Genomic DNA, 24,767 nt, shown 5'->3' with positions numbered 1-24,767 from the left:
CGGTTTCGGCCCCGATCTTCGACAAGGCCCTCTTGACCGGCGGGGGACCATGGAACGCATGGCTGATCGCTACATCGAAGTCTCCCTGGTCAAGCGGGGTATCACCTGCACCGCCAAGCTCCTCGACGACCGCGCCCCGATCACCTGCGCGGCCGTCTGGGACGCCCTTCCCCTGGCCGGCGACGTCTACCACGCCAAATACGCACGCAACGAGATCTACGCCCTGTTCCCCCCGTTCGCGACATCCGAGCCACCCCTGGAAAACCCGACAGTCACCCCCATCCCCGGCGATCTCTGCTATTTCTCCTTCGCCGGAGCGGAACTGGGCACCAAGTCCTACGGCTACGACCGCGAGGTACGCCCGGGTACGACGGTCGTCGACCTGGCTCTCTTCTACGAACGCAACAACCTGCTGCTCAACGGTGACGTGGGCTGGGTGCCGGGCATCGTCTGGGGCCAGATCGTCGACGGCCTGCCGGAACTCGCGGACGCCTGCAACGACCTGTGGCGGACCGGGGCGGCGGGGGAGACGCTCAGCTTCCGGAGGGCGTGACGGAGAGGGCCGTGCCGGCGACCCGGGCCTCGTACAGCGCGTGCGCCGCCCGCAGCACCAGGTCGTCGCGGTGCCGGGCCGCCACCAGTTGGAGGCCGATCGGCAGACCGTCCGCGTCCGTGCCCACCGGTACGGACGCCGCCGGCTGCTGGGTCATGTTGAAGGGGTACGTGAACGGCGTCCAGCCCGTCCAGCGGCGGTGGCCCGACCCCTTCGGGACCTCGGCGCCCGCCTCGAAGGCCGTGATCGGCAGAGTGGGCGTGACCAGCAGGTCGTAGGAGTCGTGGAAGTGGCCCATGCGGCGGCCCAGTTCCATGCGGACGTCGACCGCGGCCAGGTAGTCCAGGGCGGTGAGACGGGCGCCCTGGGCGCAGATCTCCTGGAGGCCGGGGTCGAGCAGTTCACGCTGCTGGGGGCCCAGATGCTGGGTCACGCGGGCCGCGCCGCCGAACCACAGAGCGTGGAAGGCGTCCACTGGGTCGGTGAAGTCGGGGTCGGCCTCCGTGACGTACGCGCCGAGTTCCGCGAGGCGTTCCACCGCACCCCGGACCGCTGCCGCGACCGCCGGCTGCACGGCGACCTGGCCGCCGAAGGAGGGGGAGTAGGCGACGCGCAGACCCCGTACCCCGCCCGAGAGGCCCGCCGCGAAGGAGGCGGGTGCCGGGGAGAGGGCTGACCAGTCACGGGAGTCCGGGGTGCCGATGACGTCGAGGAGCAGGGCAGCGTCGGCCGCGTCGCGGGTCATCGGGCCCACGTGGGCGAGGGTGCCGAAGGCGCTCGCGGGATAGAGGGGGACCCGGCCGTACGTCGGCTTCAGCGCGAAGATCCCGCAGAAGGCCGCCGGGATACGGACGCTGCCGCCGCCGTCCGTGCCCAGGGCCAGCGGTCCCGCGCCCAGCGCCACGGCCGCCGCCGCGCCGCCGCTGGAGCCGCCCGCGGTGCGGGTGGGGTCGTGCGGGTTGCGGGTCACGCCGTTCAGCGGCGAGTCCGTCACGCCTTTCCAGCCGAACTCCGGGGTCGTGGTCTTGCCGAGGAAGACCGCGCCGTGCTCGCGCAGACGGGCGACGGACGGGGCGTCCTCGTCCCAGGGGCCCTGCTCGGAGATGGTCCTGGAGCCCTTGAGGGTCGGCGATCCGCGCAGCAGCAGGATGTCCTTCACCGTGACCGGGATGCCGTCCAGCAGACCGGCCGGCTCGCCCCGCCGCCACCGGTCGGCCGACGCCCGCGCCTGCGCGAGCGCATCGTCCGCGGTGAGCCGTACGAACGCGTTCACCTCCGGCTGGATCCGCTCGGCCCGTGCCAGGGTCGCGCGGGTCACCTCGACGGGGCTGAACTCGCCCTTGCGGTAACCGTCGAGGAGTTGTACGGCGCTCAGCCCGGTCAGATCGAGGTCCTGCTCCGTCATGCGCTCTCCAGCCGTGGGGGTTCAGCGTCCGGGGACGTAGCCGCGCTGCTTGTCGACCACGTTCGTCAGTGGTCTGCCCGCCTCCCAGCGCTCGTACAACTCGATGAACTGGTTGCCGAGTTCGTCCCGCCAGCCGATCGTGTCGCCGCTCATGTGCGGGGACACGATCAGGTTCGGGACCTGCCACAACGGGCTGTCCGGGGTGAGGGGTTCGTGCTCGAAGACGTCCAGGGCCGCACCCGCGATCCACCGCTTGGACAGCGCCTCGGCGAGCGCGTCCTCGACGACCAGCTGCCCCCGGCCCACGTTGACGAACCGCGCGGAGGGCTGCATGACGCCGAAGCGGCGGGCGTCGAACATGCCCTGCGTCTGCTCCGTGAGCGGCGCCGCGGCGATCACCCAGTCGGCGCGGGCCATCAGCCGGTCCAGGTCCTCGGGGCCGTGGATGCCGGTCCGCGGGGTGCGCCCGACCAGCGCCGCGGTGATGCCGAGCGCCTTGAGGGTGGCGACGATCGCCCGCCCGATGGGCCCGGACCCGACGACACACGCGCGAGTACCGGCGACCCGCTGCGACTCGCGGTGCCGCCAGGTCCGCTGCCGCTGAAGCTCCCAGGTCCGGGGCAGGTCCTTGGCCATCGCCAGGACCAGCGCGGCGACGTACTCGGCGATCGGCTGGTCGAAGACACCCCGGGCGTTGGTCACCACGGTGTCGGACGCCGCCAGTTCGGGACACATCAGATGGTCCACGCCCGCGCTCGCCGTGTGCACCCAGCGCGGCCGCGGCCCCTCGCCCGGCCAGGCCGAACGCACCGCGTGCGAGGTGAAGTCCCAGACCAGCAGCACGTCGGCATGCGGCAGCCGCTCGGCCAGCGTCGACGCGTCCGCGTGCTCGATCCGGGCCCGGCCGGTCAGCCTGCCGAGGCGGGGCAGCGGGTCGGCGTCGAGGACCAGGAGGGTGGGGGGAAGACCGGAGGGGGAGGCGGTCATTCTGGAGCCGTTTCTGAAGCGGTTTCTGGAGCGGTTTCCGTGGCCGACGCCCGAGCGGATGCACGAGCCGGTCTCCTGACCGGTTTCCTGAGCCCTTTCCCGGCGGGTGACGGCCGTCCGACATGGGCGGACATGAGCGGTTGACCAAGGCGTGACCTGGGCGTCACGAGGGCGGATTGACCACGCTCGCACCCGAACCTACCTTCGTCAACACGGGCACGTGCACGGTCCGTTCCCCTCCCGCTTCCGACAGTGAGGCCGGTGTCTGCCATGGACGTCACTTTTCTCGGTGGTCCCCGCCCCCAGCGCGGCGTCGGTGTCGTCGCCCCCTTCGACTTCGCCCTCGACCGCGAACTGTGGCGCTGGGTGCCCGACGAGGTGTCCCTCCATCTGACACGCACGCCGTACGTCCCCGTCGAGGTCAGCCTCGACCTGGCCCGGCTGGTCAGCGAGCACGAGACCCTGCACGACGCGGTACGCACCCTCACCGCCATCGCCCCCGAGGTCGTCGCCTACGCCTGCACCTCGGGCAGCTTCGTCGGCGGGATCGCCGGGGAACGCGCCATGTGCGGCGCGATGACCCACGCCGGCGCACTGCCCTCCGTGACCACGTCCGGCGCGCTGCTGGAGGCGCTGGCCGAGCTGGACGTACGGCGGGTGGCGCTGGTGACGCCCTACACGGTGTCCGTCACCCGGGCCCTGGAGGAGTACGTGGCGGAGGCGGGCGTCGCCGTCACCGGATGCGCGTACATGGGGCTGACCAGGCACATCTGGAAGGTGCCGTACCGGGACGTGGCGGAGATGGCACGCCGGGCGGTGGACGGCGGCGCCGAGGCCCTGTTCATCAGCTGCACCAACCTGCCGACGTACGACGTGATCCCCCAACTCGAGGCGGAACTGCGCATCCCGGTGATCTCGGCCAACCAGGTCACGATGTGGGCGGCCCTGCGCCGACTGGGTACCCGTGCCGTGGGGCCGTACCAGGCGCTGATCGATCCGGAGGCACGACGGACCGGTCCGGTACTGCCCGACATGCCGGCACTGCCGGACGCGCAGGCACTTCCGGACCTACCGGGACTGCCGGACGAAGAACAGCAGCAGGAAGGGTGGACATGACAGCACTGGGGTTCCTCTATCCGGGCCACTCCGCCGAGGACGACTATCCACGCATCGAGCAACTGCTCGGGAGCGACATCCGGCTGGACCTGGTGCACACCGACATCGGCGAGGACGCCCACCGGGTCGACGCCCTCCTCGAGATGGGCTCGGCGGGCCGGCTCGCGGCCGGCGTCGAGGAACTGCGCATGGCGGGCGCCGAGTCGGTGGTCTGGGCCTGCACCAGCGGCAGCTTCGTGTACGGCTGGGAGGGCGCCCACGACCAGGTCCGCGCCCTTGCCCTCACGGCGGGCATGCCGGCCTCCTCGACGTCCTTCGCCTTCGTGCACGCGGCGAAGGAGATCGGGGCGAAGCGGGTCGCGGTCGGCGCGACATACCCGGACGACGTGGCCGCGCTGTTCGCGGAGTTCCTGAGGGCGGCGGGCATCGAGGTGGTCGGGGTCCGCGGGTCCGGCATCATCACGGCGGCGGAGGTCGGGACGTGGGAGGAGGCGGAGGTCTTCGCGCTGGCCCGCGCGGCGGACGACGTGTCGGCGGATGCGGTGCTGCTCCCGGACACGGCGCTGCACACGGCGGCCCACATCCCGTCCCTGGAGAAGGAACTCGGCAAGCCGGTCCTGACGGCCAACCAGGTCACGGTGTGGGAGGCGTTGCGGCTGACGGACCGACGGGTGAACGCGCCGGCGCTGGGCGCGTTGTTCACCCGTGAGCCGATCATCCAGGCCTGACCCTGCCCACGAGGTACCAGGGGGCTCCGCCCCCTGGACCCCCGACCTTCGCCCACCGACCACCCGACTCGGTCGGACAGAAGGTGACCCTCGCCCCGGTGGCGCACCTCTCGACCACCGAGACGGGTGGTGGGTGGCATAGGCCCGGGGTCTGGGGCGAAGCCCCCAGCAGACGCCCGCACCGGCGCCGGGTGCCAGGGAATAAGCGGGGACTGCCTCCTGTTACCTCCGGAGGACAGCGCACGGCCCACACCAGGAGGCACCCACCGTGACCGCAACGGCAGACGAGACCCGGGGAACACCGCACGGCACCGCCCCCACCCCCCTCTCCGTACTGGACCTGGTCACCGTAGGCGCCGGCCGCACCGCCACCGACGCCCTCCGCACGAGCGTCGACATCGCCCGCCTCGCGGAGTCCCGCGGCTACCACCGCTACTGGGTCGCCGAGCACCACTCCATGCCCGGCGTGGCGTCGAGCTCTCCCGCCGTGATCCTGGCCCACCTCGCCGCCCACACCACCCGCATCCGCCTCGGCTCGGGCGGCGTGATGCTCCCCAACCACGCCCCGCTGGTGATCGCGGAACAGTTCGGCACCCTCGAAGCGATGGCTCCCGGCCGCGTGGACCTCGGCCTCGGCCGAGCCCCCGGCACGGACGGCGCCACCGCCGCCGCCCTCCGCCGCACCGACAGCCTGAACGAAGGCGCCGACGACTTCCCCCAGCAGCTCGCCGAGCTCGTCCGCTTCCTGGACGACGACTTCCCGGACGGCCACCCCTACCGCCGTATCCACGCGGTACCCGGCCCGATCCAGGCGACCTCCCCCGGCGGCGTCCAGTCCCCGCACCGCCCGCCGGTCTGGCTGCTCGGCTCCTCCGGCTTCAGCGCCCGCCTGGCCGGGTCCCTCGGCCTGCCCTTCGCCTTCGCGCACCACTTCTCGGCGCAGAACACCGTCCCGGCCCTCGACCTGTACCGGGAGTCGTTCAGGCCGTCCGCGGTCCTCGACGAGCCGTACGCCCTCATCGGCGTCTCCGCCCTCGCCACCGAGGACGAGAACGAGGCCCGCCGCCAGGTCCGCGCCGCCGCCCTCAGCATGGTCCGCCTGCGCACCGGCCGCCCCGGCCTCGTCCCCAGCCCGGAGGAGGCCGAGGCGTACCCGTTCAGCCCGATGGAGCAGGAGTTCATCGACTCCTGGAACGCCAACGTCATCCACGGCACGGTGGACGAGGTCCGCTCCGGCCTCGACGACCTCCACAAGCGCACCGGCGCCGACGAGCTGATGATCACGTCCCACGCGCATGCCGGAGACCTGCGCCTGCGCTCGTACGAACTGATCGCGGACGCGTACGGCCTACCGAACGACTAGGCCCAGCAGTCCGGAGATACGATCCGGCGGCACCGGCCGCGAGTACAGCCACCCCTGGCCGGTGTCGCAGCCGATCCGCCGCAGCCGGGACGCCTGCGCCGAGGTCTCCACGCACTCCGCGGTGACGGTCAGGCCGAGCCGGTGGGCGAGTTGGATCATCGCCTCCACGACGACCTCGTCGGCCGGGTTGGGCGCAACGCCCTCACCCTCGTACTGGAAGCCCCGTACGAACGACCCGTCCAGCTTCAGCACCGACACCGGCAGCCGGCTCAGATACGCCAGGTTCGAGTAGCCGGTCCCGAAGTCGTCGATCGCGATGCCCACGCCCATGTCGCTGAGCGCCTGGAGGGCTTGCAGCGGGCGTCCCGCCGAGCCCATCACCGCCGACTCCGTCAGCTCCAGCTGCAACAGCCGCGGCTCCAGTCCCGTCTCCGCCAGGATCTCCGCCACGTCCGCGACCAGATCCGAGTCCCAGACCTGACGCACCGCCACGTTCACGCTGACGAAGATCGGCGGCTCGTCGGGGTGGTCCAGCTGCCACTGCCGCGCCTGGCGGCAGGCCGTGGCCAACACCCAGCGGCCGAGCTGCACGATCGAGCCGTCCTCCTCGGCCAGTCCGATGAACCGATTCGGCGTCAGCACTCCGAACTGCGGGTGATTCCACCGGACCAGGGCCTCCACGCCCCGCAGCCGGCCGTTCTCCATGCTCACCAACGGCTGGTACTCCAGCACGAACTCGCCGCGCTCGATGGCCGGGCGGAGCGTGGAGGCGAGGGCCTGGCGGGTCATGCGGTGGGCGTTGCGCTCCGGGTCGAAGAGGGTCCAGCGGGCCTTGCCGTCGGCCTTCGCCCAGTACAGCGTCGTGTCGGCGGCCTGCATCAGACCGGTCGCGCTGGTGCCCGCCGCCTGCCGCTCCACCACACCGATCGAGGCCGACACCGACATCCGCTGACCGGACAGGTCGAAGGGGGCCTGGACCGCCTCCAGTACGGCCTCGGCGAGATCGGCGAGCTGCTCGGTGCCGGTGGAGTCCTCGACGAGCAGGGCGAACTCGTCACCGCCGAGCCGGGCCACCAGCGGGGCGGTCGCCCGGCCGTTGCCCGCCTCGTCCGCGCAGCGCGTGAGGCGTTCGGCGACGGCGGCCAGCAGCCGGTCGCCGACGCGGTGGCCGAGGGTGTCGTTGACCGCCTTGAACCCGTCCAGGTCCAGGTAGCACAGCCCGATCCGGCCGGTACCGCTCTGCTCGTACGACTCCGCCTCCAGCGCGGCCGAAAGGCGCTCGAAGAACAGGGTGCGGTTGGGCAGCCGGGTCACCGGATCGTGCATCTGCAAGTGCCGCAGCCGCGCCTGGAGTTCACGGCGGGCGCTGATGTCGGCGACCGACAACAGAACCCCGGGTTCGTTCCCGGCCAGGGGGGCGACGGTGACCTGCACCCACAGGGAGTGCCCGTCGGGGTGCTTGAGGCGGCGCGTGCAGCGCAGCTTCGCCTGGCGGCCGCGCAGCACCTCGCGGTACGCGTGCCAGGTGCGGGCGTCCGAGCCCAAGTCCACGAGGTCGGCGGCGACGCGGCCGGTCAGTGACTCGGAGCCGGCGCCGAGCAGGGTGACGAGCATGTCGTTGGCTCCGACGACCAGTCCCTCACGGTCGACGACGGCCATCGCGAGCGGCGCGGCGGTGAACACCGAACGGTAGGAGGGAGCTTCGGTATCGGAAGACGGAGTCGCTGTACCGAGCGACAGGGGCTCCGGGGCGAGCGACAGCGACTCGGTGTCGAGAGACAGGCGCTCCACACCGGGAGACGGGGTCTCGCGACCGGGAGACGGGGTCTCGCGACCGGGAGACGTGCGGACATCACTCTCTGTTACGGCTGACCCGTCGAGGTCCACCGCGGCCGTCGGCCCTTCGGACGTTCCGCTCACCGCTTGCTCCCGCAGTGCACTCGATCGCTGTCCGCCAGGAAAGTGTGCCGATCATAGAGGCTGGCCCCGGGCCCTTCCAGCCACAGTCCAGTGTCCCGGAACGACGGGCCTTTCTGGCAGATCGTTTCTGCGCGCGTCTGGACGGCTCCTTCAGGCGTCTGACCAGTTGTGACGTTCCGTGAGCGATTCAGGGGTGTCGATCCTGACGGCTCTTCGCCCTTCTCACCCGTCTGGTGCAGACAAACAGGGCGTAGTACGACAAACGCCAGCAGTCTGGGTGCGGTGTCCCGTGAACCGCACCCGGAGGTCCCTGTGCCGCGTCCGTTTCCGCGCTCCCGACTGCGCAGTACCGCGGCCGTGTTCACCACCTTGTCGGCGCTCGCCGCCACCTCCCTCGTGACCGGGCCCTCGGTCGCCGAACCGTTCACGGTATCGCCGTGCATCCTCCAGCGCACCGAGGCCCACCACTCGGAGGGCCTGGACACCTGGAACACCGCCTATCCGCGCCCGGCCCGGGTGCTGGACGCGGTGACGGTCTTCCTGTCCTTCCCGGACTCGGTCCCGCTGACCAGCCCCGCCGAGCTGACCGCCGACCACTTCCCGGCCACCAGCCGCTTCTTCGAGCGCGCCTCCTACGGCCGGTTCACCCTGCGCCCGCATCCACGGCGGGACTGGATCCGGATGCCGCAGCCCTCCACGTCGTACGCCATACAGCGCGACTGGAAGCCCGCCCACCGCGCCGCCTACCTGCGCGACGCGCTCGCCGCGGCCGACGGGCAGGTCGACTTCTCGCGCTACGACATCGTCTACTTCGTCGCCGATCCGGACGCGCCCGGCGTGGACTCGGACGCGACGAAGGTCGTCAACCTCGACGCCCCGCTGAGGGCGGACGGCACCGACATCCGCCGGGTCGTCACGGTGTTCGAGCAGCATCCGCCGGACCGGCTGGTGCTGGCCCACGAGACCGGGCACGTCTTCGACCTGCCGGACCTCTACCACCGTCCGGCGGACGGCAAGGGCGACTGGGACACGTACGTCGGCGACTGGGACCTGATGGGCAGCCAGTTCGCGCTGGCGCCGGACCTGTTCGGCTGGCACAAGTGGAAGCTCGGCTGGCTGGAGCCCCGGCAGGTGGCGTGCGTACGGGGCGCCGGGCCGACCCGGCTGACCCTGGAACCGCTCGGCGCGGGGCCGGGCGTCCCTGTCGTGGGCGCCGCCGGGGCGCCGGCCTTCGGGCTGGGCCGCGGGACCAAGCTCGCGGTCGTGCGCACCGGGGTTGACAGCGTGCTCGCCTTCGAGGCGCGCGGGCCGGTCGGCAACGACACGCAGGTCTGCCGACCGGGCATCCTCGTCTACCGGGTGAGCAGCGGCGCCGCGTCCGGCGGCGGACCGGTGGAGGTGATCGACGCCCACCCGCACACCGAGGCCTGCTGGGAGGCCTCCGTCTACCCGCCCCTCGCGGACGCTCCGGTCTCCGTCGGCGAGCGCTTCACGGTGCCGGGCGAGGACGTGCGGCTGGAGGTGGAGGGGCGGACGGCCTCGGGGGCATGGACGGTGAAGATCACGACCGCTTAGGGCCTGTCCGGCGGATCAAGTCGCAGGACATCCGCGGCGCCTCATCGGCGCAGGTGAGCGGGGCCTGGTGCGTCGAGCTGCCAGGCGGAGGAGGGCGTCGACGCGATGGGGGTCCCCCCGCTCGGGCGAAGTCGAGAGTGCGGGAGTCGGCAACCGACGACAACACCGCAGATCGGCGTGCCAGGCCCCACGTCTGCAACATGATCCGCCGGACAGGCCCTAGCCGCGTGGGTACGCGAAAGCCCCCTCGCCTGAGCGAGGGGGCTTTTCGTGTCGTGCGCCGCCAGGGACTCGAACCCCGGACCCGCTGATTAAGAGTCAGCTGCTCTAACCAACTGAGCTAGCGGCGCCTGCTGACGTCGTAGACCTTAGCACCCTGATCGGCGGGAGGAAAAATCGATATCCGCACGGCCGCGCGGGCCGCCCGGACGGCCGCCCAGAGCAGGATCTCGGGGCCCGGCAGCCAGGGCCGGCGGGTGTCCGGGGCGACCAGCCAGCGGCAGCCGGACGGGCCGACGGAGCCCGCGGCGCCCACGGGTGCAGGGACGGTCACCGCGTCGCCGGTGCCGTGGCACAGCAGCGGCGGGATGGCACCGGTGCGCCCGAACTCCTCCCAGTGCAGCAGCGACGGCAGCCGCTGTGCCGTGCCGGGCGCGGCGAACAGCAGCATCCGGCCCCGGAACGCCGCGACCGGCCCCGACCCCGGGCCCTCGTCCCACAGCCGGTCGAGCATCCGGCGCCCGAAGAACGCGGGCGCGCCGACGACGTCGAAGGCGGTGCCGCAGGGCAGGACGACCGGGGCGTCCGGCCGCTCCTCCCAGAGCGCGAGGGTGCTGCGCGGATACGTTGCCGCCGAGGCGAGCCAGGCGGCTCCGTCCGGGGTGACCCCCGAGACGTCGAAGCGGTCGGTGCCGGTCTCTTCGCGTGGGCTGCTCATGCCGACTACATCTACCGGTGGTGAGCGCTCGGTCTCCGAGGGTTGCCGGAAACCGGGACGGGTCGTACCGGGAGGGAGTATCTTGCCCGCCTGGCATATGCGTTCAGTACATGCGCTTCACATGAACCACATGGTTCGCATGGTGCACATGTCTCACACCGGGTCGGCGTGTCCCGGCCCCTCGGCGCCCCGCAGCAGATCCCGGCCGAACTCGACCATCTTCTTCGCGTAGTCCTCGGTCCACTCGGCCCGGGCGGCGATGTCCGCCGGCGTCAGCCGGTCGAAGCGGCGCGGGTCGGCCAGCTGGGCCGCCGCGATCGCCTGGAACTCCACGGCACGGTCGGTCGCCGCACGGAACGCGTGCGTCAGCTCCGTCGCACGGGCCAGCAGTGCGCGGGGGTCGTCCATCGACTCCAGATCGAAGAAGCGCTCCGGGTCGTCGGCGACCTGCGCGGGCTCGAAGAGCAGGGGCGCGGGGCGTAGCCGCGGGTCGTTCCGACGCGGCGTGGGCTCCGCCATGTCTTCTCCTCCTCGTACGTCACGGATGACCCGTCGGTGAGTGGGCCACCGTCCATTGTCCCGCGCCCGCGCAAGGGGGCCGGTGCTTCCGGCGGCAGCCCTGGTCACTCCAGCGGTGTCAAGCTCTGCGGGCCGCGCGATGTTCCCACGGGCCGGTCATGGCCGCCAGGCCACCTTGTGCTCCGACAGGTGTGCCAGCACCGCGTGGTTGGCCTCCCAGCCGTCCGGGAACTTCACGAGCGTTCCCAGCTGGACCGGTTCCGTCGACGGGTAGTCGTCGAGCAGGTCGGTCACGCCGGCTCGGCACACCACGATGCACGCGTGTCTGTGCCGGGAGGTGAGGACGCACAGGCGGCCCGTCTCCAGGTGGAACGCGGTGGCGTCGGGGCGGCCGGAGAGCGGGTGGAGGACGACCGTGACGTCGTACTCGCGGCCCTGGAGGCGGTTCGCGGTGTCGACGGTGACGTCCTGGACGCCCAGCTCGGCCAGCGCGGCGCGGACCGCCGCCGCCTGGTCGCGGTGGGCCGTGCCGACGGCGATCCGGTCGGCGGTGAGGGGTGTGGGGTCGGGGGAGCGCTCCGAGGTGGCGGCGCCGCCCCGGTCGAGCAGCCGTCGTACGACCGCCGCCACGGCCCGCACCGCCTCGGGGTCCGTGCGCGGGGTGTGCCGCGCGGGCAGCTCCAGCAGGCCCCAGCCGGACTCGGCCGCCTCGTCGATCACCCGGTCGGGGCCGGAGCCGTCCGACGGGACCGCGAGGGTGAGGCGGCGGTCGTCGTGGCCGGTGCCGCTGCGGAAGGGCGTGTACGGGTAGAAGGCGTCGGAGACCAGGGGCGCGGCCGAGGCCGGGAGCCGCCAGGACACCGGCAGGCGGTGCTGCGGCAGCTCGGGGTTGTGCGCGAGCAGGGTGGTCACGGCGGAGCCCGACGGGTCGTAGGACAGGCCCGCCCACTGCTCGCTGCCGACGATCGCGAACGGGTCCAGCTGGCCAGGGTCGCCCACGAACAGGGCCCGCTCGAAGAGCCCGGCCACGGCGAGCAGCGCGTCCGAGCGCATCTGGTAGGCCTCGTCGACGATGGCGTGCCGCCACGGTTCGTCGACCTTGACGTGTCCCCACTTGGCGGCCGTGGAGATGACGACGGCCAGCCCGGTGAGGTCGCCCGCCTTCGCCGACTTCCGGACGTTCGGCAGGTCGTCGAGCGCCTTGTCGTACGGGTCGGCGTCGCTGCTGTGCAAGCGTCCCACCGGCAGGCCGGGGTTCTTCTCCGCGAGCCTCAGCACCAGGTCGTCGACCTGGGCGTTGGTCTGCGCCACCACCATCAGGGGGCGACCGGCCTCGGCCAGTTCCAGCGCCGCGCGGACGACGAGCGTGGACTTGCCGGCGCCGGGCGGGGAGTCCACGACGACACCGCGCGCCGAGCCGTGCAGGGTGTCGTGGAGGATCGCCTCGGTGGCACGGGACGCCTCGAGGCCGGGATCGAACGCGGTCACAGGAGATCCTCCGCGGTCAGGGGGTCGGGAGCCGGTGTCGTCGGCTCACCCGGTGGTCCGCCGTGCGTCCACGGGGTGTCCTCCGGGTCGGGCAGTTTCGCTCCGCCCCGCTGCTCGTGCTCGAAGAGGGTGAAGCAGACCAGGTCGCCCTTCTCGGGCACGGAACCGGTCTCGGGCTCCTTGCCGCGGCCCATCTTGTCGACGATCCGCACCACGAGCAGATCTTCCGCTTCCCGGCCCACGAACTCGGCCGCCTGCGGCTTCCCGCCCAGCGAGCGGTACACCTTCACCCGCTCCCCGAGATGCGGCCGGTCGTCCGTCCGTACGGTCACCAGGGGGCGCGGGCTCGGCCGCTTGCCCTCGCTGTACGTCATGACGACGTCCGTGACCTCACCCGCGAACGCCTCACCGGCCAGCCGCCGTCCGGCCATGACCAGCGGGTCGTCCAGGGCTTCCTGCGCCTCCAGACGGGCCTGTTCGCGCTCGCGCGCGGCGAGCTTGTTCGCGGCGGTGACCGCGTCGTCGCGGCGCGGCTGCGGGGGCTCGCCGGACAGGACGCGGTCGCGGTGGCCGGTGAACGACCAGCGGTCGCGGGTCCACCGCTCCTCGACGCGCCCGCCCTCGGGCAGGGCCCGCAGCAGGTCCAGGCCGCGCCACACCGCGTCCCAGGTCGGCCGCGTTCGGCTCGCCACCAGGTCGCGGAGTTCCCGCTCGGCGGCGGTGAGCGCGCCCAGCCGGTCGTCCGCCTCCAGCCCGTCCTCGGCGGTCCCGAGTGCGGTCCGGGCGCGGTCGTATCGCTCGATGGCGGGGGCCAGGAGCTTGTTGTCGAACGCCGGGTCGGTGGCCGGGCCGGCCGGCGGCCACAGCAGCTGGCCCTGCGCGTCCCGCCGCAGCTCGGCCCACAGGGCGGCCTCGGCGCCGGACTTCCCCTCCGGCGGGTCGATCCAGGCGAGCAGCGCGCCCAGGTGCTGGTCCTCCAGGGTGGACTGGCCGGTCGCCCAGTGCCGGGCCAGGACGTCGGTCATGGCCAGCAGCAGCGAGGAGCCTGGCACGCGGGCGCGCTCCGCGAAGTGGGTCAGCCAGCGGCCGAGCAACGGCAGCCGGGGCGGCGCGGGGTACGGCGTCTCCGGGTCCTGTTCCGCCGTACGCCGAAAACGCATCGAGCGGCCGAGGAGCCGTACGAACTCGATGCCCGCGCGGCTCGGCACGATCAGCTGCGGGGCGTCCGTGCACAGCTCGACCTCGACCTTGACCCGCTTGCCGGTCTCCGGGTCGGTCTCGGTGCGCTCGGCGGCCTCCACGGAACCGGCATACGTGTCGAGGTACGGCAGGACGACGTCGGCGAGCTCCGCCAGGAACGCGAACCTGAGGTCGCGGTCGCGCGGCTGCGGTACGACCAGCAGGTGCGGGGTGTCCCGGTCGGTGCCCACCAGCGCGCCGAGCGGGGCGCCGGCCTCACCGGCGGTGGTGAGCGGCACGAAGACGAGGGGATGCTCGGAAAGACGCCGGTGCCGGACGGTGGCGACCGGCTGGGCGCGGCCCGTGCTGACGGCTTCGAGGCGGGCGAGGGTGGAGATCAGCGACATGCGGCCACTCCCCGGCCGAGGGCCTGTGCCCTCAGCTCGGCCGCCCTCCTGAGCGCCGCCACCGCCGGATCGTCCGGATCCCCGGCCTCCCCGCGGGCCGCCGCCAGGACGTCCTCGACCGTTGTCAGACCGCCGAGTTCGGCGCGCACCGAGCGGCCGAGCGACGTCACCGCGCCGTCCGCGCGGGAGCGGTCCCGGCAGTGGAAGGCCAGCTCGCACGCGGACAGGCACTCGGGCGCGTACGTCGCCGGGACCGCCTCGACCGCGGTCGTCAGCTCGTCGGCGGGCAGCTCGGGGGAGAAGCAGGTGCCCTCGGGCAGGGCGTCGGCGATGTCCTGGACGCGGGTGAGGCGGGCCAGCTGGCGGGAGGTCACCGCGCGCTGTTTGCGGATGTCCACGGCGGACGCGGTGGCGAGGTTGGAGAAGTCCTTCGGGCAGACCAGCAGGACGTGGTGACGCACGCGCGGCGGTGGGGTCAGGCGGGCGGCCTCTTCCTCCAGCGCCAGGACGTACACCGCGGCCTGGCGGGCGGCGGCGCCCACCTTGGCCGGGTCCGCCGAACCGTCCAGCATCGGAAAGGACTTGATCTCGACGACCGTCCAGCTGCCGTCCGGGTGCACCACCACCGCGTCCGGCTCCAGGAAGGCGGGCGAACCGGCCACGTCGAGCGCCAGCATCGGGTGGTCGAGCAGCGTCCAGCCGCCGCTCGCGGTGGCGTCGCGCAGGGCGAGGGCCGTACGGGCGGTGCGTCCCTCGGGGCCGATCGCGGTGAGGTCGGGCACCTCGGCGTTCGACGGCGGCTCGGCCTTGCGGTCCAGCCTCTCGTGCACCAGACGCAGCAGCTCCGCGCCGCCGTCCGCCTTGACCCGCGCCTCGAACGCGTTGCCCCGCGTCAGGGCGAACTGCGACTGGCCGAAGGCGGAGGGGGAGCCCAGCGCGTCCGCGAGCGCCGCCTTGTCCACCCCGGCGCCGTCGAGGATCGCCCGCCGCTTGCAGCCGGGGTTGGCGGCGAGGGCGGCCAGGGCGCGCGCGTCCAGTGCCTTGGCCGGTACCTCGGGACCGCGCAGCTCAGCGAGCCGCTGCCGGAGCCCCGTCTCCCGCGTCCGCGGGAGAGGCACTCGGTTCGGCTCCGCCTGCGAACTGTGAATCGCGCTGCCGTGGAATGTGCTCACCCGCGGAAGTCTGGCATCCGTCACTGACAATCGAGGCAGGTGCGCCGGGAGAGCTTGCCGCGACACCCGTGAACCGGACCCGCATCGGCGCCGTGACCCGCTGCGCGTACCGCGTGACGACCGGCGCGAGCAGCAGCCCGGCCCCCATCACCGCGGCCCCCGCGACCGCGTCGAGGAAGTAGTGGTTCGCGGTGCCCATCACCACGATCGTGGTCACCAGCGGATAGACGATCGCGGCGGTCTTCGCGGTACGTGTCCCGCCGTACTTCCACAGCATCACACCGCACCACAGCGCCCAGCCCACGTGCAGGCTCGGCATGGCCGCGTACTGGTTGGTCATTCCGCCGAGGCCCCGTGGGGCGCTCGCCTCGCCGCCCCACCAGCCGTACGAGCTGTACTGGGCCATCGTGTCGACGAAGCCGTGGCCCGACGAGAGCAGCCGGGGCGGACAGGTCGGCAGCAGGGTGAAGCCGATCAGACCGATGAAGGTGGACGTCATCAGCCAGGTGCGGGCCAGCCGGTAGTGCACGGCGCGGGACCGGAACAGCCAGACCAGGATCGCGGGCGTGACCAGATAGTGCAGCGACGCGTACCAGAAGTCGGCCGGGACGCCGATCCACGCCTCGCTCGTGAAGAGCCGGTTGAGCGGGTGTTCCGCGTTGATGCGCAGGACCTTCTCGACCCGCAGGATCGCCAGACCGTGGTCGACGGCACTCGTGACGTCGCCCCGGGCGAGGAGTCGGCCGGCGGAGTAGCAGGCGTACACCAGCACGATCAGCGGCAGCTCGGTCCACCAGCGCAACCGGATGAGCGGGGCCGCCTCGGTGCCCGGTGTCTCGGTCTGCGGCATCCGATCGCCTCCCCCTTCGTCTCACGCGCGTCCGGTGGTCTGTATCCGGTCGGGCCACTTTACGGTGCGTGTGCGCACCCTCGTGGCACGCCCCCGGCCCTCAAAGACGCTGAGATCGCCCGCCAGGTTGCCCCGGGACAGCGTGCGCCATGATGGAGGTGCCTCGCCTCTCATTTCTCCCGGAAGGGTCTCTTCATGGCACCGCGCATCCTGCTGGCCCGGCACGGACAGACGGAATGGTCGCTGTCCGGCAAGCACACCGGCAGGACCGACGTACCTCTCCTCGAAGAGGGACGGCGCGGCGCCAAACTGCTCGGCGAGCGCCTGCACCGGGCGCCGCTCGACGGTCTGGCCGGGGCGGAGGTGCGTACCAGCCCGCTGGCACGCGCGCGTGAGACATGCGAACTTGCCGGCTTCGGCGAGCGCGCGAGCTCCTGGGACACGCTCATGGAGTGGCACTACGGCTCCTACGAGGGGATGACCCCGCAGGAGATCCAGGACATCCGGCCCGGCTGGCTCATCTGGCGCGACGGCGTGCCAGAAGGCGAAACGCTCGCCGAGGTGACGGCCCGGGCGGACGAGGTGGTGGCCTGGGCGCGGGCGGAGGACCGGGACGTGCTGGTCTTCGCGCACGGGCACATACTCCGGTCCATCGGTGCGAGGTGGCTGGGACTGCCGATCGACTTCGCGGCGCGGATCAGGCTCAACCCGACGTCCCTCTCGGTCCTCGGCTGGGCCTATGGGGAACCGGCGATCGAGAGCTGGAACGATGTGGGCCACCTCACGGCGTAGCACGGCGCGCGGTGCTGGTACCGACGGGCGGGCTGCCGCTCGGCGGCGCCGGCCGCACGGTGGAGGCGGAGACGTCGTGGCCGCCCCCATGTCGGAAAGCCGCCGTTGATGGCGGAGGACTCGCCGGGACGATCTGGGCGATCCGGCCGGCCGGGAGCTCGCGCCGGCGCCGGCAGGGTGCCGCGCCTGTTCGGTGCGGGGGGCGCGCCCCTTCGGCGCGACGGGCCGCGGCTAGACCGTGCGCGGCAGGCTCGCGTGGCGTTCCAGGAACGTCGACACGCCCGACGCCCGCCGGTGCGGCAGCAGCACCCTCGCCGTGGCCGCGAGCATCGTCTGGATCCTGGACGACTGGACCTCGCCCAGCAGGTCCAGCACCCGCATCCCGGCCGCCGCGGCCTCGTCGGGACATCCTCCGCGCGCGAGGTCGTCGGCCAGTTCCGCCGTGTACAGGGCGATGTTCCGGGTGAAGTGAGGATCCTGGAGCTGCGCCGCACGGCGCGCGTGCCGGGCCGCGCGCCGCCAGTCGCCGAGTGTCGACCAGCACTGCGCCTCCAGCCCCTCCAGTTCGGCCTCCCCGTAGAAGCTCATCCACTCGGGGTCGGCGTCCGAGCGGCCTCGCTCGAAGAGGACCTGCGCGCGGGCGAGCGCCTGCTCGCAGCCGGTGCGGTCGGCGAGCCCGGCCCAGCCGCCCGCCTCGCGCAGCGCGAGCAGCGACATCAGGCGGGCGGAACCCAGCGGGCGCCCGACGCGCTGCGCGGCCTGCGCGGAGCGCACCGCCTCGCGCGGCCGGCCCGCGTCGCGCGCGAGGAACGCCGTGTTGCAGAAGGCGTGCGCCTCAAGGCCAGGATCGCCGGTCACCCGGGCGGTGGCGAGCGCCTCCGCGTAGTGCGAGCGGGCGTCGTCGAAGCGGCCCGAGTCGTGGGCCAGCCAGCCGACCGAGATGGCCAGTTCACCGGCGCCCGAGTGGAGTCGTTCGGCGGTCGTCTGCCGGGTCGCGTTGGCGTCGAGCAGGGCGTAGGCGGCGCGCAGCGGAGCGGCCGCGCGACGGTAGAGGCCGTCCGCGCCGTGCCGGTCGTCGAGCAGCCGGATCCTGCGGACGGCCTCTTCGAGGGCGCCCGCCTCGCTCGTCCCGACGCGCCGGACGGGCCGTTCCGCGGCCGAGGCGTCGAAGGCGAGTGTGAAGGGGCCCAGCGAGGCGACGGCCATCGTGGCGCCCCCGCTGGTCATGAATGCGCGACGCAGCACGTCGCTCTCCTCGTCGTTGTCGTGCGTCTCGTACAGGTCCTGCGTTTCATACGGCTCGTACGTTCCCGGCGTCTCACCGGCGGTGTGCACCGGCATCGTCGCGAGGGACGGGGCCGCGTCCTCGGGGGCGTGCGCCCGGCGTCCGCGTACGGACGAGCGGGGCGCGAACCCGAGGTCGGTGAGCGTGCGGCCGGGGAACATGTGCAGGAACACCCGTTCGTACGCGTAGTTGGGACAGCGGATCTCACCCGCCTCGACCCGGCCGACATAGCGCGCGTCGCAGCTGACCCGCTCGCCGATCTCGCGGGCGGCCCGCCGTACCGCCGAGGCGAACTCGGCCGGCGAGCGCTGGCCGCGCAACTGCCGGAACGCGAGGTTCGGCTGCGGTGGTAGGGGGGACGGGGACGGGGTCACCATTGACGACGCCATGGCCGGGTCCTCTCGTGCGAACCGTCGAACCATGCCGGAACCGTGGTGGGTTCACGGCGAGTTGTCCGTGTGACACCCCGTTTCCGGCGGGCAAGAACGTACCCGCTGTGTCGGACCCGGCACGCGGTGTTTGGCCACAAACCGGATATCTCATCCGAGATCTGCCATGAACTGCCATCCTTTGCGGCGGACTTCTGCCGTAGCCGTTGACACCTGGCCGCGTTGAACCCTGCGGACCGGGAGCCGCCCGACTCCCGACCCGTTCGTTGGAGGAGGGGTTCCGTGGTGGAGGCCGGCATGGAGACCAGACACAGCGCCGATCCTTGTGCGTCCCATTCGTTCAGTGCGCCGACCGCGTGTCCGGACGCCGCGTGCGACGTCGTCACGGTGCCGACGCGGCACGGGCTCGAGGCGGTCGACATCCTGCGGCGCGGGGCGGGCGACGAGGCGGTCGGGCCCGTCCTGCACGACGACGACTGCGGCACGCTGGGGTTCGTGGTGCCGCCGGGGACCGCGGCCGGGTGGGACGTGCCGGGCAGTACCTGTACGGAGACGGACGGGCGGGGGCTGCGGCTGAGCCCCGAGCCGCCGGTGGAGGGCTCGGACTGGCTGCTGCCGCCGGGGGAGGCGGACCTCGCGACGGATCCCACGGTGCTGCGGGCGGCGCTGGGGGAGGCGGCTCGGCTGATCGAGGCGGCGGACAACTGCCGGTGACGCCGGCACGGGCTCGCTGAGCCGAGCGCCCAGCGGCGCCTGATAATGGCGCAATGGGAAAGTCCAGGAACGCCCGTCGGGAAAGCGCCGCCGTCGTCGAGACCGTCGACGGCGGGCTCGCCGAACTCATACCCGACCGGGACCGGGCGCGGGCCTGGACGCTGCTCGTCGACGGGGCGCCGCAGTCGCACGTCGACCTCGACGATCCCGGCTACCTGTCCTTCGAGTACCAGCGGCGGCTCGGGCACGTCATCGACCTGGCCGCCCCGCCCGGCAAGCCCGTGCACGCCGTGCACCTCGGCGGCGGCGCGTTCACCCTCGCCCGTTACGTCGCCGCAACCCGGCCCCGCTCCACCCAGCAGGTCGTCGAGCGCGACGCGGCCCTCGTCCAACTGGTCCGCCGGGAGCTGCCGTTGGAGACGGGGGCCCGGATCCGGGTGCGTTCCGTCGACGCCCGCGAAGGACTCGCCAAGGTGCCCGACGGATGGGCCGATCTCGTCATCGCCGACGTGTTCAGCGGGGCCCGCACCCCGGCCCACCTCACCTCCACCGAGTTCCTCGACGAGGTCCGCCGGGCGCTGAAGCCGGGCGGCTGCTACGCCGCCAACCTCGCCGACGGGCCGCCGCTGGCCCACCTGCGCGGCCAGATCGCCACCGCGGCGGCCCGTTTCCAGGAGCTAGCCCTGGTCGCCGACCCGACCGTCCTGCGGGGCAAGCGCTTCGGCAACGCGGTCCTCGTCGCCTGCGACCACCCGCTCCCCGTCGCCGAACTCACCCGCCGCGCGGCCTCCGACCCGCACCCCGGCCGTGTCGAACACGGCAGGTCGCTGACCGACTTCACGGGCGGGGCCGTACCGGTGGCCGACGCGGCCGCGGTGGCCTCCCCGGCGCCGCCGGCAGCGGTGTTCCGATGAGGTGACTCAGTAGGTCCCGATCTCCACCCGCGGCGGCCCGTCGTGCCAGGTGCAGAACACCGACACCCGGTCCGCGCCCGAGGAGAACTCCACCCGGATCCACGACTCGGTCTTCCACACCTGCATCGACCAGCCGGTGCCGGGAGTCGCCGACACCAGGGTCGCGGAGGTCCTGCCGAGGTCGAAGACCGCACGGCCGCCGTCGGTGTCGTAGCTCCTGACCTGACCGGACGCGGTGGGGGACGGGTTCGGGTTCGTCGTCGGTGTCTTCGAGGGGGTCCGCGTGTGGGTCGGGGACGGCTCGCGGGAGGGGCGTGCCGAGGGGGACGGGGCCGGCCGGTTCGTCGACGACGCCAGCGGTTTCGACTCCTGCGTGGTCGCGTCGGCCGCAGTGACGGGCAGGGCGCGCGGCGGGTCGTAGGCCGTGCCCGCCATCACCGTGTGGACGCCCCACCACGACAGCGTGGCCGCCGCGCCCGTGGCGAGCGTCCAGGCCAGTACGAGCAAGAGTCCTCTGCGCATCGCGGGCCATCCTGCCTCACGCGTCCCACCGGTGTCGCCCGCTCCCCGCCCTGTTCTCCACAGGCGGGAAGTTGTCCACAGGCACCGGATGGGCCTGTGCCGCATGGCGTACGGTGCCGCGCATGGCAAGTGTTCTCGTGGTCGAGGACGACCAGTTCGTACGCTCGGCGCTCATCCGGCATCTGACCGACGCCGCCCACACGGTGCGCAGCGTCGGCACCGCGCTGGAGGCGTTGCGCGAGGTCGCCCATTGCCGTTTCGACGTGGTCATCCTTGACCTCGGTCTGCCCGATCTGGACGGCTCAGAGGCCCTGAAGATGCTGCGGGGCATCACCGACGTCCCTGTGATCATCGCCACCGCCCGGGACGACGAGACGGAGATCGTCCGGCTGCTGAACGCGGGGGCGGACGACTACCTGACCAAGCCGTTCTCGGTCGAGCACCTGTCGGCACGCATGGCCGCCGTCCTACGGCGCTCCCGCACCGCGGCCGGGGACGCCCCGCCGGAGAGCGTGCTGCGCGTCGGCGGGCTGACCGTCGACCCGCTGCGCCGCCAGGCCGAGTTGGACGGCGTACGACTGGACCTGACCCGGCGCGAGTTCGACCTGCTCGCCTTCCTGGCCGGACGGCCCGGTGTCGTCGTCCCGCGCAGGGAACTGCTCACCGAGGTCTGGCAGCAGTCCTACGGCGAGGACCAGACCATCGACGTCCATCTGTCCTGGCTGCGGCGCAAGCTGGGCGAGACGGCGGCCAGCCCGCGCTATCTGCACACACTGCGGGGCGTCGGCGTGAAGCTGGAGCCACCGGGACCGGAGCCGGCGCGATGAGGTGGGCACTGGTCAAGGTGTCGCTGGCGGTCACCGCCATGGTCGTGGTCGCCTTCGCCGTCCCCCTCGGACTCGTCATCAGGGAGATGGCCCGGGACCGTGCCTTCTCCAACGCCGAACGGCAGGCCGCGGCCGTCGCCCCCGCCCTGTCCATCACCACCGACCGCGACCAGCTGGAGCGGGTCGTCGCCTCGGCCGGGGCGGACGCGGGCCTGGCCGTGCACATACCGGCGTCCGACGGCGCCGCGGCCGTGGACCTCGGGCGCCGGCGCGCCGCCGACGGGGACATCGCGACCGTGCGGAAGCTGGGCCGCGCCTCCACCAGCGAGGTGTCCGGCGGCTCCGCGCTGCTCCAGCCGGTCGCGCTGAGCTCCGGCGAGATCGCGGTCGTCGAGGTGTACGTCCCGGAGTCCGAGGTCAGCAATGGCGTGGCCACCGCCTGGGCGGTGCTCGCCGGCGTCGGTGCCGCGCTGGTCGTCGGCTCGGTCGCCGTCGCCGACCGGCTGGGCGTGCGGATGGTGCGGCCCGCGCAGCGCCTGGTCGAGGGCGCGCACGAACTGGGGGAGGGGAAGCTGGGCGCGAGGGTGCCCGAGGAGGGGCCGACCGAACTGCGGCTGGCGGCGGTCGCGTTCAACTCCATGGCCGACCAGGTCGTACAACTCCTCGCGAACGAGCGGGAGCTGGCGGCCGACCTGTCCCACCGGCTGCGCACACCGCTGACGGTGCTGCGGCTGAACGCGGCCTCGCTCGGGGACGGACCGGCCGCCGAGCAGACCCGGGCCGCGGTCGCTCAGCTGGAGCGCGAGGTCGACACGATCATCCGTACCGCCCGGGACGCCAAGCCGCAGACCGCGGCGGCCGGGCCCGGCGCCGGGTGCGACGCGGCGGAGGTGGTGCGCGAGCGGATGGCGTTCTGGTCGGCGCTCGCGGAGGACGAGGGCCGCAAGTGGCGAGTGGCCGGGGCCGACCGGCCGGTGCGGATACCCGTGGCCCGCACGGACCTGGCCGCCGCCCTGGACGCCCTGCTCGGCAACGTCTTCCGGCACACCCCGGTGGGCACCGCCTTCGCGGTGGACCTGCACAACGGCGAGGACGCGGTGATCGTGCTGGTGTCCGACGCGGGGCCGGGCATAGCCGACCCCGAGGCGGCGATGGCGCGCGGCCGGGGTTCGGGAAGCGCCGGGTCGACCGGGCTGGGGCTCGACATCGTGCGGCGGCTCGCGGAGGAGACGGGCGGGGACGTGCGGATCGGGTCGTCGGTGCTCGGCGGGACCGAGGTGCGGATCTGGATCCAACTGGACGGGCGCGAGCGGCCACCGCTGAGGCGGGGGCACCGGGGCTCCGTACGACGGCGGCGGCCCGGCCGACAGGTTTCCCCCTTCGGCAACCGGACCCGACCCCTTCCCTGAGGGTCCCCCAGCCCTCCGTGAACGTTCCCATCCGGGCGGAAGGGCTCGTGTCGATTACGTTTCGACAAAACGGCCCGAAAGCTATTGACGTATGACCTGACATACGGCTGTCATTGCGCAAACGTGTTTGGTCAAGTTGATTTCTGGTCGATTGCGATCGGATCTCCGACGACCATGACCGACCCTCCCGTCAGGAGCCGTTCATGCCCGACCTCTCTTCCTCCGGTCTCTCCCTCCCCTCTCCCAGCCGCCGCACCCTGCTGCGCGGCGTCGGCGGTGCGGCCCTGCTCGGCGCCGGGATACCCCTGCTGAGTGCCTGCGGCGGCAGCGGCACGTCCTCCGACCCGAAGACGGTCACCCTCGGGTCCAAGGCGTCCGACGCGGTGCCGAAGAAGGCGTTCGCCGACGTCTACGCGGCGTACAAGAAGAAGACCGGCATCACGGTCGACGTGAACACCAAGGACTCGAACACCTTCCAGGAGCAGATCAACTCCTACCTGCAGGGCACGCCGGACGACGTGTTCACCTGGTTCGCCGGCTACCGGATGCAGTTCTTCGCGGCCAAGGGTCTGGCCACCCCGATCGACGACGTGTGGAAGACGATCGCGGGCAACTTCCCCGAGGCGATGCAGAAGCTCAGCAAGGGCGAGGACGGCAAGTTCTACTTCGTGCCGCTGTACACGTACCCCTGGGCGCTGTTCTACCGGAAGAGCGTCTTCAAGCAGTACGGCTACGAGGTCCCCACCACGTGGGACGACTTCGTCGCGCTGTGCAAGCAGATGCAGAAGGACAAGCTGGTCCCGATCGCCTTCGGCGACAAGGACGCCTGGCCCGCGCTCGGCACCTTCGACCAGATCAACTTCCGCAAGAACGGCTACGACTTCCACGTCGACCTGATGGCGGGCAAGGCCTCCTGGACCGACGCCAAGGTGAAGTCCGTCTTCGACCTGTGGGCCGAGATCCTCCCGTACCACCAGGACGGCGCCGTCGGCCGCACCTGGCAGGACGCCGCCCAGACCCTGGTGTCCAAGAAGGCCGGCATGTACCTGCTGGGCACCTTCGTGGGCCAGCAGTTCACCAACCCGGCCGACCTCGAGGACCTCGACTTCTTCGCCTTCCCGGAGATCGACCCGGCGTACGGTCAGGACACCGTCGAGGCGCCGACCGACGGCTTCATGATGAGCAAGAGCCCGAAGAACAAGGCCGAGGGCGTCAAGCTCATGGAGTTCCTGGGCACCCCGGAGGCCGAGGAGGCCTACCTCAAGGCCGACCCGAGCGTCGTCGCCGCCTCCACCAAGGCCGACACCTCCGCGTACACCCCCCTTCAGAAGAAGGCGTACGACATGATCGCCGGGGCCAAGAGCCTCACCCAGTTCATGGACCGCGACAGCCGCCCGGACTTCACCTCGACGGTGATGCAGCCCTCGCTGCAGAAGTTCGTCCGTGACCCCAAGGGCGTCGACAGTCTGCTGTCCTCGATCGAGCGCCAGAAGAAGACGATCTTCGCCTCGTCATGACAACCGAAACCACCGAGGAGATCCCGGAGGCGGCCGCCGTGCCGCCTGCGGGAGCCGCCCCAGCCAAGAAGAAGGTGCCCAACGGGCACCGCCGCCTGCTCACCCGCCGGGACCGGTTCATCCTGGCGCTGATGGCGGGCCTGCCCACCCTCCTGCACGTCGCCCTCGTGTGGGTGACGGCCTTCGCCTCGATCGCGTT

At 72.4% G+C, this 24,767-nt stretch carries 22 protein-coding genes, 1 tRNA gene and 1 pseudogene; 12 read left to right on the top strand and 12 right to left on the bottom strand.

The window, feature by feature from the left end:
- Positions 1–58 precede the first annotated feature (58 nt).
- Entirely contained in the window at positions 59–553 is a 495-nt protein-coding gene (locus KUM49_RS01740) for a DUF3830 family protein (RefSeq protein ID WP_217234846.1), read from the top strand.
- Here the strand turns inward: KUM49_RS01740 and KUM49_RS01735 are convergent.
- Together KUM49_RS01735 and KUM49_RS01730 are read right to left on the bottom strand one after the other, a co-directional pair.
- Positions 534–1,958 carry an amidase gene (locus KUM49_RS01735; protein ID WP_217234845.1) on the bottom strand — a complete coding sequence of 475 codons (1,425 nt, stop codon included), beginning with the start codon at positions 1,956–1,958 and terminating at the stop codon, positions 534–536. The genes KUM49_RS01740 and KUM49_RS01735 overlap by 20 nt on opposite strands.
- A 21-nt stretch (positions 1,959–1,979) precedes the next feature.
- A complete protein-coding gene (locus tag KUM49_RS01730; protein ID WP_217234844.1) occupies positions 1,980–2,945 on the bottom strand; it encodes a D-2-hydroxyacid dehydrogenase in 966 nt (321 codons plus the stop codon).
- Between the two features lie 270 nt (positions 2,946–3,215).
- On the opposite strand from KUM49_RS01730, the gene KUM49_RS01725 reads away from it, so the two are divergent.
- From KUM49_RS01725 to KUM49_RS01715, 3 genes are all read left to right on the top strand, one after another.
- On the top strand, positions 3,216–4,061 hold the full coding sequence (locus KUM49_RS01725; RefSeq protein WP_217234843.1) for an aspartate/glutamate racemase family protein: 846 nt from the start codon (positions 3,216–3,218) through the stop codon (positions 4,059–4,061).
- On the top strand, positions 4,058–4,789 hold the full coding sequence (locus KUM49_RS01720; protein ID WP_217234842.1) for an aspartate/glutamate racemase family protein: 732 nt from the start codon (positions 4,058–4,060) through the stop codon (positions 4,787–4,789). The genes KUM49_RS01725 and KUM49_RS01720 overlap by 4 nt, the downstream gene beginning before the upstream one ends.
- 268 nt (positions 4,790–5,057) lie before the next feature.
- On the top strand, positions 5,058–6,152 hold the full coding sequence (locus tag KUM49_RS01715; RefSeq protein WP_217234841.1) for an LLM class flavin-dependent oxidoreductase: 1,095 nt from the start codon (positions 5,058–5,060) through the stop codon (positions 6,150–6,152).
- Here KUM49_RS01715 and KUM49_RS01710 read toward each other — a convergent pair.
- Complete coding sequence (locus KUM49_RS01710) at positions 6,138–8,072, bottom strand: bifunctional diguanylate cyclase/phosphodiesterase (RefSeq protein WP_217234840.1); 1,935 nt, start codon at positions 8,070–8,072, stop codon at positions 6,138–6,140. The two genes, KUM49_RS01715 and KUM49_RS01710, sit on opposite strands and share 15 nt — an antisense overlap.
- A gap of 312 nt (positions 8,073–8,384) precedes the next feature.
- Here KUM49_RS01710 and KUM49_RS01705 point away from each other — a divergent pair, with 312 nt between their 5' ends.
- Positions 8,385–9,647, top strand: coding sequence for a M6 family metalloprotease domain-containing protein (locus KUM49_RS01705; protein WP_217234839.1), 1,263 nt, complete (start codon positions 8,385–8,387; stop codon positions 9,645–9,647).
- A gap of 276 nt (positions 9,648–9,923) precedes the next feature.
- Here KUM49_RS01705 and KUM49_RS01700 read toward each other — a convergent pair.
- From KUM49_RS01700 to KUM49_RS01670, 7 genes are all read right to left on the bottom strand, one after another.
- A tRNA-Lys gene (locus KUM49_RS01700) sits at positions 9,924–9,997 on the bottom strand.
- A complete protein-coding gene (locus tag KUM49_RS01695; RefSeq protein ID WP_217234838.1) occupies positions 9,988–10,584 on the bottom strand; it encodes a bifunctional DNA primase/polymerase in 597 nt (198 codons plus the stop codon). The genes KUM49_RS01700 and KUM49_RS01695 overlap by 10 nt, the downstream gene beginning before the upstream one ends.
- Before the next feature lie 153 nt (positions 10,585–10,737).
- Positions 10,738–11,103: a hypothetical protein gene (locus KUM49_RS01690; RefSeq protein WP_217234837.1), complete on the bottom strand. Its 366-nt coding sequence runs from the start codon at positions 11,101–11,103 to the stop codon at positions 10,738–10,740.
- A 156-nt stretch (positions 11,104–11,259) separates the two neighbouring features.
- The gene (locus KUM49_RS01685) at positions 11,260–12,591 is read right to left on the bottom strand and encodes an AAA domain-containing protein (RefSeq protein WP_217234836.1); all 1,332 of its coding nucleotides are present in this window, start codon (positions 12,589–12,591) and stop codon (positions 11,260–11,262) included.
- A complete protein-coding gene (locus KUM49_RS01680; protein WP_217234835.1) occupies positions 12,588–14,177 on the bottom strand; it encodes a hypothetical protein in 1,590 nt (529 codons plus the stop codon). The genes KUM49_RS01685 and KUM49_RS01680 overlap by 4 nt, the downstream gene beginning before the upstream one ends.
- Positions 14,168–15,295, bottom strand: coding sequence for a hypothetical protein (locus KUM49_RS01675; protein ID WP_217234834.1), 1,128 nt, complete (start codon positions 15,293–15,295; stop codon positions 14,168–14,170). Before KUM49_RS01675 ends, KUM49_RS01680 begins: the two co-directional genes overlap by 10 nt.
- Positions 15,246–16,199 carry a phosphatase PAP2 family protein gene (locus KUM49_RS01670; RefSeq protein ID WP_217234833.1) on the bottom strand — a complete coding sequence of 318 codons (954 nt, stop codon included), beginning with the start codon at positions 16,197–16,199 and terminating at the stop codon, positions 15,246–15,248. Before KUM49_RS01670 ends, KUM49_RS01675 begins: the two co-directional genes overlap by 50 nt.
- Positions 16,200–16,394: 195 nt before the next feature.
- Between KUM49_RS01670 and KUM49_RS01665 the strand changes: the two genes are divergently transcribed.
- Positions 16,395–16,991, top strand: a complete 597-nt coding sequence (locus KUM49_RS01665) for a histidine phosphatase family protein (RefSeq protein WP_217234832.1) — start codon at positions 16,395–16,397, stop codon at positions 16,989–16,991.
- 231 nt (positions 16,992–17,222) lie between these two features.
- Here KUM49_RS01665 and KUM49_RS01660 read toward each other — a convergent pair whose 3' ends face one another.
- Complete coding sequence (locus KUM49_RS01660; protein WP_217234831.1) at positions 17,223–18,665, bottom strand: hypothetical protein; 1,443 nt, start codon at positions 18,663–18,665, stop codon at positions 17,223–17,225.
- 282 nt (positions 18,666–18,947) lie between these two features.
- Here KUM49_RS01660 and KUM49_RS01655 point away from each other — a divergent pair, with 282 nt between their 5' ends.
- Complete coding sequence (locus KUM49_RS01655) at positions 18,948–19,379, top strand: hypothetical protein (RefSeq protein ID WP_374200121.1); 432 nt, start codon at positions 18,948–18,950, stop codon at positions 19,377–19,379.
- Positions 19,380–19,432: 53 nt separating this feature from the next.
- Positions 19,433–20,293 carry a spermidine synthase gene (locus KUM49_RS01650; protein WP_217234829.1) on the top strand — a complete coding sequence of 287 codons (861 nt, stop codon included), beginning with the start codon at positions 19,433–19,435 and terminating at the stop codon, positions 20,291–20,293.
- Between the two features lie 6 nt (positions 20,294–20,299).
- Here the strand turns inward: KUM49_RS01650 and KUM49_RS01645 are convergent, their stop codons facing one another.
- Positions 20,300–20,815 carry a hypothetical protein gene (locus KUM49_RS01645; RefSeq protein ID WP_217234828.1) on the bottom strand — a complete coding sequence of 172 codons (516 nt, stop codon included), beginning with the start codon at positions 20,813–20,815 and terminating at the stop codon, positions 20,300–20,302.
- Between the two features lie 122 nt (positions 20,816–20,937).
- Here KUM49_RS01645 and KUM49_RS01640 point away from each other — a divergent pair, with 122 nt between their 5' ends.
- The 4 genes and pseudogenes from KUM49_RS01640 to KUM49_RS01625 form a co-directional block, all read left to right on the top strand.
- Entirely contained in the window at positions 20,938–21,642 is a 705-nt protein-coding gene (locus KUM49_RS01640) for a response regulator transcription factor (RefSeq protein WP_217234827.1), read from the top strand.
- On the top strand, positions 21,639–23,051 hold the full coding sequence (locus KUM49_RS01635; protein WP_217234826.1) for a HAMP domain-containing sensor histidine kinase: 1,413 nt from the start codon (positions 21,639–21,641) through the stop codon (positions 23,049–23,051). Before KUM49_RS01640 ends, KUM49_RS01635 begins: the two co-directional genes overlap by 4 nt.
- 203 nt (positions 23,052–23,254) lie before the next feature.
- Positions 23,255–24,568: an ABC transporter substrate-binding protein gene (locus KUM49_RS01630; RefSeq protein ID WP_217234825.1), complete on the top strand. Its 1,314-nt coding sequence runs from the start codon at positions 23,255–23,257 to the stop codon at positions 24,566–24,568.
- A pseudogene (locus KUM49_RS01625) lies at positions 24,565–24,767 on the top strand (sugar ABC transporter permease); the annotation flags it as partial. The gene KUM49_RS01630 and the pseudogene KUM49_RS01625, both read left to right, overlap by 4 nt.

Origin of the sequence: Streptomyces sp. AC555_RSS877 (genome assembly GCF_019049245.1) — a bacterium.
In the GTDB taxonomy this organism is placed as follows: domain Bacteria; phylum Actinomycetota; class Actinomycetes; order Streptomycetales; family Streptomycetaceae; genus Streptomyces.
Note: the sequence above shows the minus strand (reverse complement) of the source record. Positions and strands in the feature narration are given on the sequence as shown.